General features: G+C 61.2%; 14 protein-coding genes and 1 riboswitch. Of the genes, 10 read left to right on the forward strand and 4 right to left on the reverse strand.

The annotated features are described in order from the left end of the window. Positions 1 to 27 precede the first annotated feature (27 nt). Positions 28 to 453, reverse strand: coding sequence for a Pvc16 family protein (locus KI613_RS00875; protein ID WP_226403355.1), 426 nt, complete (start codon positions 451 to 453; stop codon positions 28 to 30). Between the two features lie 50 nt (positions 454 to 503). Further along, positions 504 to 1,061, reverse strand: a complete 558-nt coding sequence (gene cobU, locus KI613_RS00880; RefSeq protein ID WP_226403356.1) for a bifunctional adenosylcobinamide kinase/adenosylcobinamide-phosphate guanylyltransferase — start codon at positions 1,059 to 1,061, stop codon at positions 504 to 506. Between the two features lie 28 nt (positions 1,062 to 1,089). Next, positions 1,090 to 1,267: riboswitch (cobalamin riboswitch) on the forward strand. A gap of 80 nt (positions 1,268 to 1,347) precedes the next feature. Between cobU and cobT the strand changes: the two genes are divergently transcribed. The 5 genes from cobT (at position 1,348) to msbA (ending at position 6,243) form a co-directional block, all read left to right on the forward strand. After that, a complete protein-coding gene (cobT, locus tag KI613_RS00885) occupies positions 1,348 to 2,400 on the forward strand; it encodes a nicotinate-nucleotide--dimethylbenzimidazole phosphoribosyltransferase (protein WP_226403357.1) in 1,053 nt (350 codons plus the stop codon). Beyond that, positions 2,397 to 3,152, forward strand: coding sequence for an adenosylcobinamide-GDP ribazoletransferase (locus KI613_RS00890; RefSeq protein ID WP_226403358.1), 756 nt, complete (start codon positions 2,397 to 2,399; stop codon positions 3,150 to 3,152). The genes cobT and KI613_RS00890 overlap by 4 nt, the downstream gene beginning before the upstream one ends. A 128-nt stretch (positions 3,153 to 3,280) precedes the next feature. After that, on the forward strand, positions 3,281 to 3,889 hold the full coding sequence (locus KI613_RS00895; RefSeq protein WP_226403359.1) for a DUF938 domain-containing protein: 609 nt from the start codon (positions 3,281 to 3,283) through the stop codon (positions 3,887 to 3,889). Beyond that, complete coding sequence (gene cobC, locus KI613_RS00900; protein ID WP_226403360.1) at positions 3,874 to 4,416, forward strand: alpha-ribazole phosphatase family protein; 543 nt, start codon at positions 3,874 to 3,876, stop codon at positions 4,414 to 4,416. The genes KI613_RS00895 and cobC overlap by 16 nt, the downstream gene beginning before the upstream one ends. Positions 4,417 to 4,449: 33 nt before the next feature. Beyond that, positions 4,450 to 6,243 carry a lipid A export permease/ATP-binding protein MsbA gene (gene msbA, locus KI613_RS00905; protein ID WP_226403361.1) on the forward strand — a complete coding sequence of 598 codons (1,794 nt, stop codon included), beginning with the start codon at positions 4,450 to 4,452 and terminating at the stop codon, positions 6,241 to 6,243. On the opposite strand, the gene KI613_RS00910 is transcribed toward msbA, so the two are convergent. Together KI613_RS00910 and KI613_RS00915 are read right to left on the reverse strand one after the other, a co-directional pair. Beyond that, a complete protein-coding gene (locus KI613_RS00910) occupies positions 6,206 to 7,201 on the reverse strand; it encodes a glycosyltransferase family 2 protein (RefSeq protein WP_226403362.1) in 996 nt (331 codons plus the stop codon). The two genes, msbA and KI613_RS00910, sit on opposite strands and share 38 nt — an antisense overlap. Further along, positions 7,198 to 8,268 carry a glycosyltransferase family 4 protein gene (locus KI613_RS00915; RefSeq protein ID WP_226403363.1) on the reverse strand — a complete coding sequence of 357 codons (1,071 nt, stop codon included), beginning with the start codon at positions 8,266 to 8,268 and terminating at the stop codon, positions 7,198 to 7,200. Before KI613_RS00915 ends, KI613_RS00910 begins: the two co-directional genes overlap by 4 nt. 129 nt (positions 8,269 to 8,397) lie before the next feature. Between KI613_RS00915 and rfaQ the strand changes: the two genes are divergently transcribed. Genes rfaQ through KI613_RS00940 form a run of 5 tightly spaced genes read left to right on the forward strand, consistent with a single transcriptional unit; the run spans position 8,398 to position 13,056 of the window. Then, entirely contained in the window at positions 8,398 to 9,504 is a 1,107-nt protein-coding gene (rfaQ, locus tag KI613_RS00920; RefSeq protein WP_226403364.1) for a putative lipopolysaccharide heptosyltransferase III, read from the forward strand. Beyond that, positions 9,494 to 10,705, forward strand: a complete 1,212-nt coding sequence (locus KI613_RS00925; RefSeq protein WP_226403365.1) for an O-antigen ligase family protein — start codon at positions 9,494 to 9,496, stop codon at positions 10,703 to 10,705. Before rfaQ ends, KI613_RS00925 begins: the two co-directional genes overlap by 11 nt. Beyond that, positions 10,702 to 11,328 (forward strand): CatB-related O-acetyltransferase, encoded by a 627-nt coding sequence (locus KI613_RS21260; protein ID WP_319004084.1) that lies wholly within the window; start codon positions 10,702 to 10,704, stop codon positions 11,326 to 11,328. Before KI613_RS00925 ends, KI613_RS21260 begins: the two co-directional genes overlap by 4 nt. A gap of 42 nt (positions 11,329 to 11,370) precedes the next feature. After that, complete coding sequence (locus KI613_RS00935) at positions 11,371 to 12,177, forward strand: glycosyltransferase family 2 protein (protein WP_226403366.1); 807 nt, start codon at positions 11,371 to 11,373, stop codon at positions 12,175 to 12,177. 6 nt (positions 12,178 to 12,183) lie between these two features. Then, on the forward strand, positions 12,184 to 13,056 hold the full coding sequence (locus KI613_RS00940; protein WP_226403367.1) for a glycosyltransferase family 2 protein: 873 nt from the start codon (positions 12,184 to 12,186) through the stop codon (positions 13,054 to 13,056). The last annotated feature ends 17 nt before the right edge of the window (positions 13,057 to 13,073 follow it).

Here is a 13,073-nt window from a genome sequence, read left to right on the forward strand (position 1 = left end):
AGTTTGTTTTTTGCGAAGCATATCCTGTCAGGCCGTCGAACGCAGCGTGTACGCCAGGCAGAGACGCAGCGGGATGGCAGCGGCGGTGAACAGGTCGGTCAGTTCGCTGGTGCTTAGCGTCGCCGGCATGGCGCTGACGCGCCCGTTGCCGACGTCGAAAACCGGTGTTTCGAGCAAGGACCGCCGGGCCGATTCAAGGGCGGCGATGGTCTCGCCATCGAGATTGGTGCTCGACAGTACAAGAAAGTGAATGGCCGGGGCGGGGGCGCTGATCAGTGGGTCGCTGTCGGCTGAACGCGGCAGCGGCGTGCTGCGCACACGGGTGTCTTCTTCGATGCGCCAGGGCCAGATGTAAATGCCGGGGGTGTCGTCCGGCCGGCTGATGCGGACGGGCAGGGTGGCGTGCTTGGCGATGACTTCGCGCAAGGCGGTGAGGCGGGTGAAAAGGGGCATGGCGTTCTCCTGAACGTGCCGGGTGGCCGGTCAGGCTAGCACAGTGCCGCTCAGTTGGCTGTCTGCTTCAGGGGGAGCGGCAGGCCGGCGGCGACCAGCGTGACCTGCTCGCAAACCGCCGCGACGCGTTGGTTGAGGCGGCCCTGTTCGTCAGCGAACAACCGCGACACCGGATGCATCGGGACGATGCCCCAGCCGACTTCGTTGGAGACGAGAATGATGTGGCCGGGCAGTTGCGGCAACAGGTCGATCAGCGCCGTGGTTTCGTCGCGGAAAAGCGGGCAGGCGATGGCCTCGCCGGCTTCGGCCTGCTTCGCCGCAACGCCGGCGAAGAGCAGGTTGGACAGCCACAGGGTCAGGCAATCGACCAGCACGCAGGTGTCCGGTGCTGCGAGTTCGCGCAGGCGGGCGGCGAGGTGCAGGGTTTCTTCGGTGCACCCCCACTCGGCCGGCCGGCGTTCGCGGTGGTGGGCGACGCGGCGGGCCATTTCGTCATCCAGTGCCTGGGCGGTGGCGAGGTAGACGACCTTCAAGCCGGATTCGCGGGCGCGTTGTTCGGCCAAGAGGCTCTTGCCCGAGCGTGCGCCGCCGAGGATCAGTTCTTTCATGGGGATGCATTGTCGGCGAACGGGTCGGTATAATCCACCCCGATTCGACGTAACGGAACCCGGTGCGAGTTAATCCTCAATTCCGGGGCGGGCCCGCCGCTGTAATCGGGGACGGATGCTGCAACAGGCCACTGGTGAAAACCGGGAAGGCGCAGCGCTCCGGCTGATCCGAAAGCCAGAAGACGTGTTGAATCCTCTTGGGAAGCCTGTGGACAGGGTTTCGCGGCAGAGCTTTGGCGAATTCGCCAGACGTCGCCGCGAGGCCCTTTTTCTTTTGGAGAATCGGATGCATTCGTTGGACTTCAAGATCACCGCCCCGGACCGGGCAATTGAAAATTCGCTCAAAAACAAGGTTGACCGCAAGACCAAGCCGCTCGGTGCGCTCGGCCTGCTCGAACGCACGGCCATCCAGATCGGCCTGATCCAGCAACGGCTCGACCCGGCTTTCGATCAGCCCCACCTGCTGGTCTTTGCCGGCGACCACGGCGCGGCCAAGGCTGGCGTCTCGGCCTACCCGCAGGATGTCACCTGGCAGATGGTCGAAAACTTCCTGGCCGGCGGCGCCGCGATCAACGTTTTCGCCCGGCAGAATGGCCTGCATCTGGCCATCATCGACGCCGGCGTGGCGCACGATTTTGGCAAGCGTGCCGGGCTGATCGACGCCAAGATCGCGGCAGGTACGGCCAATTACATTGAAGAGCCGGCGATGACCGCCGAGCAATGCGCTCAGGCCATCGCACGCGGCGCCGAAATCAGCCGTAATCTGGCGATCAACGGCTGCAACGTTGTCGGCTTCGGCGAAATGGGCATCGGCAACACGGCCGCCGCTTCGCTGATCACCCATTGCCTGACCGGCCTGCCGCTCGCCGAGTGCATCGGCCGCGGTACGGGGCTCGATGATGCTGGGCTGGCGCGCAAACAGGCGCTACTCGAAACGGCGCTCAAGCGCTATCGCGCCGCCGGCGGCAGCAACGAGCCGCTGGCCGTGCTGGCCGAATTCGGCGGCTTCGAAATCGCCATGATGGTTGGCGCCATGCTCGGCGCGGCGGAAGCGAAGATGACACTGCTTATCGACGGCTTCATCGTCGGCTCGGCGGCCCTGACCGCCACTCGGCTGGCCCCGGCACTGGCCGAATATTCCGTGTTCTGCCACCGTTCGGCCGAAGCCGGTCACGCTGCCCAACTGGTGGCACTCGGCGCCGAACCCTTGCTCGATCTCGGCCTGCGCCTCGGCGAAGGGACCGGCGCGGCGCTGGCGTTCCCGCTCGTTCAGGCTTCAGTCAATTTCCTCAACGAAATGGCCAGTTTCGAATCGGCAGGCGTTTCCGACAAAGCATGATCCGCCGCGAGCTGGCCACCTTCTTCGCCGCCCTCGGCTACTTCACCCGCCTGCCCGTGCCGGGCTGGGTTGGCTATTCGCCCGATGGGCTGGCCCGGGCGGCGCGCTACCTGCCGGCCATTGGCCTGCTCGTTGGTGGCGTCGGCGCGCTGGTTTTCTGGCTCGCCCTGCACGTCTGGGCGCAGCCGGTGGCCGTCGTGTTGGCCATGGTCGCCACCATCGCCCTGACCGGCGCCTTCCATGAAGACGGCCTTTCCGACACCGCCGACGGCCTCGGCGGCGGTTGGGACAAGGCGAAAATCCTGGCGATCATGAAGGATTCGCGGGTCGGCAGCTATGGCGTGATCGCTGTCGTCATCGCCCTGCTCGGCAAGTTCGCCTTGCTTGCCACGCTGCCGGCTGGGCAGGTGGTGGCAGCGCTGATCGCCGGCCACACCGTTTCCCGCTTCTGCGCTGTCAGCCTGATGGCGACGATGGACTACGCCCGCGACGACGAGACCAGCAAGGCCCGTCCCGTTGCCGCCCGGCTTGGCATCGGGACGCTCGGGTTTGCACTGGTTTTCGCCGCCTTGCCACTGGTGCTGTTGGCGCCCGAGCAGGTTCTGCCCGCCATCGCCTTGGCCGCATTGGTCACTCTCTGGCTCGCCGCCAAATGTCGGCGCTGGCTCGGCGGCTATTCCGGCGATTGCCTCGGTGCGGTGCAGCAGGTTGCGGAGATTGGGTTCTACCTCGGCCTGGCCGCGCGTTTCTAGGCTGCCAAGGGCAAAGCCGGCCTTTCCACGGTCAACCGGAAATAATGGCCAAAATCGAAAGCGTGGCAGTGGCTACTTTCAGGCCGAATTGCCATTAAGCTTCCGGCATCGTCCGAGCCTTCAATATCATGGAAAAACCCCACGCCCCCTCCACCGAAAAGAACCGCGAGCCGATTCTCGCCGTGCTCCGCGAAGTCTTCGCCGACCGCCGGAATGTGCTCGAAATCGGCAGCGGCACCGGCCAGCACGCCATCCATTTTGGCGCCCACTTGCCGCACCTCACCTGGCAAACCTCGGACCGTCCGGATTTCCTGCCCGGCATCCGCGCCTGGCTAGCCGAAGCCGCGCTGCCCAATGTTCCGCCGCCTTGCGAATTCGACGTCCTCGGTCCGTGGCCGAACGGCCGCTACGACGCGGTGTATAGCGCCAACACGCTGCACATCATGTCCTGGCAGGCGGTCGAAGCCCTCTTCGCCGGCCTGCCGACCGTGCTGAAACCGGGCGGCCTGCTCTTCATCTACGGCCCCTTCATGCTCAATGGTCGCCACACCAGCGACAGCAACGCCGCTTTCGATCAGTCATTGCGCGAAAAGGCGCCGCATCAGGGCGTGCGCGATGTGGCGGCCATCGACGCGCTGGCGCGACAAAGCGGGCTGGAACTGATCGAGCAACGGGCAATGCCGTCGAACAATTTTGTCCTGCTTTGGCGGATGAGTGAAGCATGCGCCTCCACCTGATCCGCCACCCGAAGCCGAGCATCGAACCGGGCATTTGCTACGGTCAACTGGAAATTTCGGCCAAAATTGAAATGGCCGAAGTCGCCCGCCTGCGTGCCGAACTGCCGCCCGGTCTGCCGTTGTGGAGCAGTCCGTTGCTGCGTTGCCGGCAACTGGCTGAACAGCTTCACCCGCTGCCGATCATCGATGGCCGCCTGGCTGAAATGAATTTCGGCGATTGGGAAGGTCGACCGTGGGATGACATTCCGCGCCACGAGCTTGATGCCTGGGCCGCCGACGTTGCCGGCTACGCGCCGCCTGGGGGCGAGTCGCCCGCCGCGCTGCAACAGCGGGCGCTGGCCTTTGTCGCCGGGCTCGACGTTCCGGAGGCAGTCATCGTCACCCACGCCGGCATTATCCGCACGTTGTTCGCCTACTGGCAGAACTTGCCGCCAGCGCGTTGGAGCGAGCTGAAAATCGGTTTCTCGACAGTGACGAGCGTGTCCATCTCACGCGACAGCGCCGACCTGATCCGCCTGAATCGGTAGAATGTCGACTTTCGCTTTCGACGACCGCCACCTGTGACGCAAAACTCAAGCTCGGCCTATTCCAACAGCCAGATTTATCGCCGCCTGCTGACCTGGGTCCGGCCGCACTGGCGCGTTTTTGCCCTGGGCGTGCTCGGCATGGTGATGACCGCGGCGACCGAGCCGCTGTTCCCGGCGCTCATGAAGCATCTGCTCGACAGCGGATTCGTTGCCAAGGACGAGACCGACATCATCCTGATTCCCGCCGCAATGATCGGCATTTTCATCATCCGCGGCGTTTCCACTTACGCCAGTGGCTACTCGATGGCCTGGGTCGCCGCCAAGGTCGTGCTCGATCTGCGGCAAGCCATGTTCCGGCGCCTGCTCTCCCTGCCGACCAAGTTCTATGACGACCAGTCCACCGGCACCCTGATTTCCAAGGTGGCCTACGACGTGACCAACGTCACCCAGGCCGCCACCGGTGTACTGACCACGGTGATCCGCGACACTCTGACCATCCTCGGCCTGCTCGGCTTCCTGCTCTATCTCGACTGGAAACTGACAATGATTGCCCTGACCGTCGGCCCGGTCATCCTTGGCGTCATCAAGATATTCAGCAAGCGCCTGCGGGCGGCCAGCCGTTCCGGCTATTCAGCCATGGGGCTGATTACGCACATTCTTGAAGAAGCCGTCGGCGCGCACAAGGTCGTCAAGATTTTCGGCGGCCAGAAATACGAAGCCGCCCGTTTCGACGGGGCGACCAACGTCTACCGCCGCGCCACCATGCGCGAAGCCGCCGCCGCCGCGGCCACCGTGCCGCTGACCCAGGTCGCCGCGGCGACCTCGGTGGCCATCATCACCTACATTGCCCTGCGCCAGTCGGCCGGGCCGAACGGCACGACGGTCGGCGAGTTCCTCTCCTTCGTCACCGCCTTGCTCATGCTGCTCGCCCCGGTCAAACGCCTGACCGACGTCAGCAACCCGCTGCAGCGCGGCCTCGCCGCCGCCGAAAGCGTCTTCCAGGTGCTCGACGAAATGCCGGAGGACGACACCGGCAGCGTTGAACTCCAGCGCGCCAGCGGCCACCTCAAGTTCGACCAGGTCAATTTCAGCTACCCGGGCACCAGCCGTCCGGCGCTCCAGGACATCAATCTGGACATCATGCCGGGCCAGACGGTCGCGCTGGTCGGCGCCTCGGGCAGCGGCAAGACGACGATGGCGGCGCTGATTCCGCGCTTCTATCACCTGACGACGGGCGGCCTGCTGCTCGACGGCCACCATGTCGACGAACTCAAGCTCGAAAGCCTGCGCAACAACATCGCGCTGGTCAGTCAGGATGTCGTGCTGTTCAACGACACCGTCCGCGCCAACATCGCCTACGGTTTCGCCGGCCAATCCACCGAAGAAGAAATCATCGCCGCCGCCAAGGCCGCCAACGCCTGGGAATTCATTGGCCAGATGGACAAGGGCCTGGATACCGAAGTCGGCGAAAACGGCGTCAAGCTCTCCGGCGGCCAGCGCCAGCGCCTGGCCATCGCCCGCGCCTTCCTCAAAAACGCCCCGATCCTGATCCTCGACGAAGCCACCTCGGCCCTCGACACTGAATCCGAACGCCTGATCCAGGCCGCCCTCGACACCCTGATCGTCGGCCGCACCACCATCGTCATCGCCCACCGCCTATCGACCATCGAACGTGCCGATCTGATCGTTGTTCTCGATCAGGGGCGGATTGTCGAACGTGGACGTCATGGCGAATTGCTGGCGCAGGATGGTGTTTATGCCAAGTTGCAGCGCCTGCAGCGCGAATCGCTTACTGGTGAGTCGCTGGTCGATAACGCAGGCGCTTGAGGAAAAAGAAAGGCGCGAGCAGCCAAGGGGCCGCCGCGTAGGTCAGGATGCGCAGGCGAAAGTCGGCTGGAAGAATCTTGTATTCGAGACAGAGACCGATTTTCCTACCCAGGCCCTGGGCCGCAAACATGCTTTCGATAAACAGCTCTTTCTTTAGTTTCTCGTCCAGAACCGCCAGCGTGGCCGCGCTAGCGCCGAGTTCGCGGGCATTGTCCAGCATGCAGCGCAATTCGGTCTTGGTGCTGTTGATTTTCCGGGTCAGTCCCTTGATGACGGTGGCAGCATCCAGCGCTTTTCGCTTGCTGGTCAAGCCGCCACGCCGGTAATTCACCAGCGGAACCGGCAGCGTGACGGCCGTTGCCAAACCAATCGCGCGGAAGGCCATCACCATGTCCTCACCGACCGCCCCTTTGGGCATGCCGCCAAAACGGTCGAACAGGCGGCGCGTCCACGCCTGGGCTGCCCCGATCACGTGGGGTGGCGAGCGGCTCCAGTCATCCAGCGATCGATATTTCTCCAGTTGGCCGATCCGGATCGTGCCCAGAATCTTGCCTGACTGATCCATATCGAACAGATAGGCGCCGATCAAATCGGGTTTGCGTTCGTGAGCCAGCCAGAACTGGACAACGGTGCTGACCCGCGCCGGAAGTGAAACGTCGTCGCCGCCGGCGATGAAGATCAATTCCCCTGTGGACTGCCTGACGGCTTGGTCGATGTTGCCACCGATCCCCAGATTTTCCGGGTTGCACAACAGTTTGATGCGATGTGGCCCGGCGTAGCCGTCAAGGCAGGCCTTGATCTGCTCGACGGTGCCATCTTTTGAGGCGTCATCAGAGATGACGATTTCCAGATTCGGGTAGTCCTGGCCCAGAGCGCCGGCGATGGCTTCGCCAATGGTGTCCTGCTGGTTGTAGCAAAGGAGTAGCAGGGTGACGGGGGGCAGAGGGGGCGAACTCATTTTGACGAGGCGGCTGCCAGCAGTTCGAACAGGACATCGAAGTGCTGCGGCAGTGAATAGGGGTAGTTGATGTGTTGCCCGGGGTTGTCGAGAAGACTCAGTGTGCCGGAGTCCAGTCTCTCCAGAGCTCTTTGCAGCGCGGTGCGCAGCGCCGGCAGAGTGCGTTCGAAACGCAGGCAGGCGTAGTCAGAGAGGACTTCGGCTGCACCAACCGTCGTGGAAAAAATAGCCGGTGTTCCGCACAGAATGGCCTCCGGTCCGACCAGGCCAAAGGCTTCGTAATGCGATGCAAGAATGACGGCATCGGCTGCTGCGTAAAGCGCCGGCATGTCGTCGCGGAAGCCGAGATTGATTACATTAGGTGCGTTGAGTGGCGTTTTTCCTGCAACCACGAGGCGAACCCGCGGGTCGAAACCCTCAAGTGCCTCGAGAATCAGATCTGCTCCCTTGAGGGCGTGGTTGTTGGACGGGAAAAGCAGCATCAAATCGCCGGAAGACAGGCCCAAGGCCTGTCTCGTCTGTTCCCGGGTATTCCGCGTGGCGAGCGAAAACTTGTCGGTATCCACTGGCGGGTAAAGCGTGACAACCTTGTCCGGATCGATTCCGTAGTGTTTGACGATTTCCCCGGCTACCTTCGCCGAGTGGGAAACGATGCGCTTTGCCTTTTGGTAGAGTTGGGTTTCTCGGGTCACAGTGGCACGATCAAAAAATCCTATCCGCTTTTTGCCGCGATCAAGCAGATGGCCAAGATGCGTGCCGCCGACAATGCACAAGTCAGGGCCTGGTGCGCGCGAAATGCCGATGGACGGCCAGTCGTTGCGGCATTTGCCAAAGGCTCGCGACTCGAACAGGTAGTTGTTCAGGCGGGAAAATGGCGTCCTATCCGGCATGACAACAAATTCGACCCCTTGCGGAGCGGTGCCAGGCCATTCGAGCTGGCGGGTAACGATGCGGCAGGGAATATTTTGTGTTGCGGCATAAGAGATCAGGTCGAGTACATGCCGCTCCATGCCGCCACCGGATCGAATGGAGTGGAAAATCAAATTGAAGCCTGGCAACGGGGTCATGTCGATATCAGCGGTCGGTAAGCCTGCAGCCATGGTGGCGGCCAGCGATGGGCTGGCGTCGGCGAAAATAGCCCGGAAAGTGTATCATCCGCCCACCCCAGAGAGCCGTCCGGTAGCCCCTACGAGTTTATGATCGCGTCCTTTTTTCCCCCGCCCAAGCGTGTTTTGGTTATCCGCTTGCAAAATCACGGCGATGTGCTCCTGACAACACCGATTTTTTCAGCTCTCAAACAACATTTTCCAGGGGTTGAGGTTGACGCGTTGGTGTTTGCTGAAACAGTTCCCATCCTTGCCGCAAATCCGGACCTGACAGAAGTGTGGGCATTGCCGCGTGGTAAGCAGGTTGGCCGGGGGCTGCGCCGGGCGAACGCATTCATTCAATTGATGCTGGGTATTCGTCGTCGTCGCTACGATTGGGTCTTGCATCTCAATGACCAGTGGCCAGGGGCCGTCGCCGCTGCCATCAGTGGCGCTTCGGTGCGTTTTGGCTATGAGATGGAAAAGCGGGATTTCTGGCTGTGGCGGAAGATATTTCCCGTGCGTATCGTGCCGACTTTTGCCGGACATATGGTCGAAAAAAATCTGGCAGTGCTTGAGGCGCTTGGCGTGCCTGTCGATCCCCGTCGCGCACCGTGCACCATGGGTTTCTTCGGACAGGATGCCGAACTGGTGGGCAGGAAACTCGCCGAGGCGGGGGTGACAGGTAAGTATGTTCTGGTTCACCCGACCTCGCGATGGTTCTTCAAATGCTGGGAGGATGATCGCTTTGCCGAAGTCATTTCGGCGCTTGCCGGTTCCGGTTGGCAGGTGGTCCTGACTTCAGCGCCAGATCAGCGCGAGGTTGATCTGGTCAATGGCTTGCTGTGTCGGATAAGTCACCCCGGGGTTATGTCGTTGGCCGGACAGCTTACGCTGCCACAACTGGCGGCGGCGATTGCCGGGGCGACATTGTTCATCGGTGTGGACTCCGTGCCGATGCATATGGCTGCTGCGCTTGGTGTACCGCTCGTTGCACTATTCGGTCCGACTCATGTCCACATTTGGCGACCCTGGAGTGATCGTGCCGAGGTCATTCATGCGGCCGACTACGGCCCCCTGATCGCTCCGAATGACGTAGATACATCGACAACCGCGCGTTATCTCTCGAATATTCCCGTGCAGCCCGTGCTGGATGCAGTGTGGCGGCAATTGGCGCGTTTCTCCGATCAGAAGAAGCAGGTGGCTGATGTTGCCTGATCGTTCCTGGCAGGGACTTTGGCGCGTAGTAGCGCTGGGCATATTGCTTTGTTACCCGATCATGGTCGTCAAATGGTTCCCTTTTGGCGGTGGGGCGCGTTACTTGAATGTGCTGGCTGCGCCGGTCAGCCTGATTTTGTTGTGGCAGGCGCCGCGAGAAGAGATCCGGGGACTGTTGATGTCAGCAGTACGCTGGGGGATGCCGTTCCTGCCCTTTGTCCTGATCTGGACTTTTGCCCAGCTATGGCATGGCTACGATCCACTGGACCTTAATCCTCCAATGCGCCTGCTCTGGTGTTCATTGTTGTTTCTCGGAGCTCGCCTGGCCGGGGTCGGCTATCGCCACCTTGCATTCGTCGCAGCGATTGGAGCGACAATCTATTGCGGCGTTGCCCTGGTGGAGGTTTATGGCTTGGGCAGGGAACGCGCTTGGGGGGGAACCTATGAAAATCGTTTCGGGCAATTCTCGATCTGGGTCGCTTCGCTGTGTTTTCTTCATGTGTTCTTTGACAAGCCGAAAGACCGGTGGCCTTTATCGAGCGTCCTGCTGTTGCTCGCCGGTGTGCTCGGGAGCATAGCCACATTGCTTAGCGGGTCGCGCGGAGCTTTGCTGGCCTTGTTGGTGTTGATCGCGATTGCCTTGTTCAGCAGCACGAATCGTAGCCGAGGCTTGATGGCTGCAGTCGTGATGATGTCTTCCGTGATAGCTTTCTGTTTTCTTTACGCTCCGATGTATCAGCGGCTTGAATTGCCATTCGGACAGGCGAAGGACTATTTCAATGAAGCAGAGTTCTCGCCCACATCCATCGGTATTCGGCTCGAGTTGTTCCGTATCGCTTTTCTGACTTTTCTCGATCACCCGATAATCGGACCAGGTTACACAACGCTCGAGCAGCTTTATGAGACGCACCCAGCCTTCGGTTTGCCCCGTCCCGAGATGCTGGCTATTCCCGGCTTCCACAACGACTGGGCTCAAACTGTTGGTATTGGCGGCGGCCTGCTGTTGGCGGCACTTCTGGCTACTTGTATCTGGATGGGGTTGGCGGCTCGTAGTAACGTTTATCTGCTGGCTTTTCTCGGATTTTCTTTGGTATTCGGGGTTAGCGAGATTTTCTTCACCAACAAATTGGGCTTGAGCTTGTTGATGGCAAGCTGGGCTCTCTATGCGGCGGCCGAGCGGAATCAAGAGCGAAGGGCATGAAAATACTGAAGAAATTTCTTTTCAGGCAGGCTGAAAGGCGGCTGAAGAAAATTCCGGCCTTGTATCGGGGTCAGGCCAGATTCAAGCTGCACTATCCGGGAAAATATTCGTTCGGGGTTGGTAGTTATGGTTTGCCCAAGGTGCATGACTGGGACGAGGGAGCAACATTGCACATAGGTGCATACTGTTCTATTGCATTGAACGTCCAGATATTGCTTGGTGGCCATCACCACAGCGAATGGCTCACGACCTATCCGTTTTCCACCATGGTGCCTGGTGATATTCCGCCATGCAGCTTTAGTCGGGGCGATGTACTGATTGGTAACGACGTCTGGCTCTGCTCGAATACCATTGTGCTTTCCGGGGTGACGATTGGCGATGGCGCGATTGTGTCTGCCGGTTCGGTCGTGACTAGGGATGTAGAACCCTATTCGATCGTGGCGGGTAATCCCGCGCAACATGTTCGCTGGCGATTTGATGAATCGACACGCGCTGCGCTGATGGAGATCGCCTGGTGGGCCTGGTCGGTCGAGGAGGTTTCCCGCATTGTGCCGATGTTGTGTTCGGGGAATATCGACTACTTGATTGAATATGCCAAGCAGCGTAAATGCCATGATGATTGACATGCTAGGAACTGCCTACGATTCCCGAAAGAACAAATACCAATGATCAGCACCGTTCAGCCAAAAATCACCGCCTACATCATCGCTTTCAACGAAGCGCAGAAAATCGCGGCGGCGGTGAATAGCGTCCTGTGGGCTGACGAAATCATCGTCGCCGATTCAGGTAGCACGGACGGCATGGTCGAAATCGCCGAGAGCCTTGGTGCGCGCGTCGTGCAGGTGCCGTTCAAGGGCTTTGGCGATCTGCGCAATCAGGCGATTGCTGCCTGTAGCCACGACTGGATATTCAGCCTTGATGCCGATGAACGGTGCACACCGGAGGCGCGCGACGAAATCCTGCGTGTCATAGCTGATCCGGCCAGCCTCGACATGTATTGGATGCCGCGCCGCAATTTCTTCATGGGGCGGTGGATCAAGCATTCCGGCTGGTATCCGAATTACCGCCAGCCGCAGCTCTTCCGCAAGGGCAAGATGAGCTACACGATGGAGCCCGTGCACGAGGGTTACGTGCCGCATAGCGACCGACCGGTCGGGCATCTGCAGAACCCGATCTGGCAGGTGCCGTTCAAGAACCTGCATGAAGTCGTGCACAAGGCGAATCGCTATTCGACGCTCGGCGCCGAAAAGCTCACCTTGCGCGGCCGCAAGGGCAGCATGGGCAAGGCGCTGACGCATGGCCTGTGGTCTTTCATCAAGCACTACATTTTCAAGCGCGGGTTTCTTGATGGCTGGCCGGGGTTCATCATCGCGTTTGGCAATTTCGAGGGCACGTTCTACCGCTACGCCAAGGGCTACGAGATGGATCAGGCCTGGAAGGTGCCGGAAACGCCACCGCTGCGCCGACCCTGAGGTCTTATGCCGCCGCGCCTGATCTCGGTGATCGTCACCACTTATAACCGGCCGGACGCCTTGCGCGCCGTGCTGGCTTCGCTTGCTGCGCAGACTGACAAGGCATTTGAAGTGCTGCTGGCTGACGATGGCTCACGGCAGGAGACAGCGGTGGCGGTGGCCGAGGCAGCCGTCAACTTTCCGGTCCCGCTGGTCCATCTATGGCAGTCCGATGACGGGTTTCGCGCGGCGGCAGCCCGCAATCTGGCGGTCGCGGCAAGCCGGGGCGATTACCTCGTCTTCGTCGACGGCGATTGCGTGCTGTGCCCCGATTTTGTCGCCCGGCATCGGGCGCTGGCCGAGCCGGCCTGGTTCGTGGCCGGAAACCGGGTCTTGCTGTCCGAGAGTTTCACGAAAAAGGTGCTGCAGACGCCGATGATCGAGCTTCACGGCGACAGTCGTCTGAGCTGGCTGGGCCGCCGGTTTTCCGGGGCGATCAATCGCTGGTTGCCGCTCTGCTTCGTACCGGGGAACGGCTGGCGCAAGCGTCAGCCGCAGCGCTGGCAAGGCGCGCGGACCTGCAACCTGGCGATGTGGCGCTCCGATTTCGACGCCATCAACGGTTTCGACGAGGCTTTTCAGGGCTGGGGCCACGAGGATGCCGACCTCGCCATCCGCCTCCTGCATGCTGGCGTGCAACGCAAGGACGGTCGCTTCGCGACGGCCGTCCTGCATCTCTGGCACCACGAGAACGACCGCAGCAATCTGGCCGAGAATGAACGTCGGCTGGCGGAGATCCTGGCCGGCGACCGGCGGCGTGCTGCGGTCGGGATCGATACTTACAACCCCGAACGGGTCAGCGCCGCGGCGATTCAGAAATTCGGCAAAATTTCCGGTTGACCGTGGGAATCAACCGC

It is taken from the genome of Ferribacterium limneticum, assembly GCF_020510585.1.
Lineage (GTDB): Bacteria > Pseudomonadota > Gammaproteobacteria > Burkholderiales > Rhodocyclaceae > Azonexus.

Coding starts and splice junctions, on each gene's coding strand:
- KI613_RS00875 (WP_226403355.1), bottom strand. CDS start 453: ATGCCCCTTTTCACCCGCCTCACCGCCTTGCGCGAAGTCATCGCCAAG.
- cobU (WP_226403356.1), bottom strand. CDS start 1,061: ATGAAAGAACTGATCCTCGGCGGCGCACGCTCGGGCAAGAGCCTCTTG.
- cobT (WP_226403357.1), top strand. CDS start 1,348: ATGCATTCGTTGGACTTCAAGATCACCGCCCCGGACCGGGCAATTGAA.
- KI613_RS00890 (WP_226403358.1), top strand. CDS start 2,397: ATGATCCGCCGCGAGCTGGCCACCTTCTTCGCCGCCCTCGGCTACTTC.
- KI613_RS00895 (WP_226403359.1), top strand. CDS start 3,281: ATGGAAAAACCCCACGCCCCCTCCACCGAAAAGAACCGCGAGCCGATT.
- cobC (WP_226403360.1), top strand. CDS start 3,874: ATGCGCCTCCACCTGATCCGCCACCCGAAGCCGAGCATCGAACCGGGC.
- KI613_RS00910 (WP_226403362.1), bottom strand. CDS start 7,201: ATGAGTTCGCCCCCTCTGCCCCCCGTCACCCTGCTACTCCTTTGCTAC.
- KI613_RS00915 (WP_226403363.1), bottom strand. CDS start 8,268: ATGACCCCGTTGCCAGGCTTCAATTTGATTTTCCACTCCATTCGATCC.
- rfaQ (WP_226403364.1), top strand. CDS start 8,398: ATGATCGCGTCCTTTTTTCCCCCGCCCAAGCGTGTTTTGGTTATCCGC.
- KI613_RS00925 (WP_226403365.1), top strand. CDS start 9,494: ATGTTGCCTGATCGTTCCTGGCAGGGACTTTGGCGCGTAGTAGCGCTG.
- KI613_RS21260 (WP_319004084.1), top strand. CDS start 10,702: ATGAAAATACTGAAGAAATTTCTTTTCAGGCAGGCTGAAAGGCGGCTG.
- KI613_RS00935 (WP_226403366.1), top strand. CDS start 11,371: ATGATCAGCACCGTTCAGCCAAAAATCACCGCCTACATCATCGCTTTC.
- KI613_RS00940 (WP_226403367.1), top strand. CDS start 12,184: ATGCCGCCGCGCCTGATCTCGGTGATCGTCACCACTTATAACCGGCCG.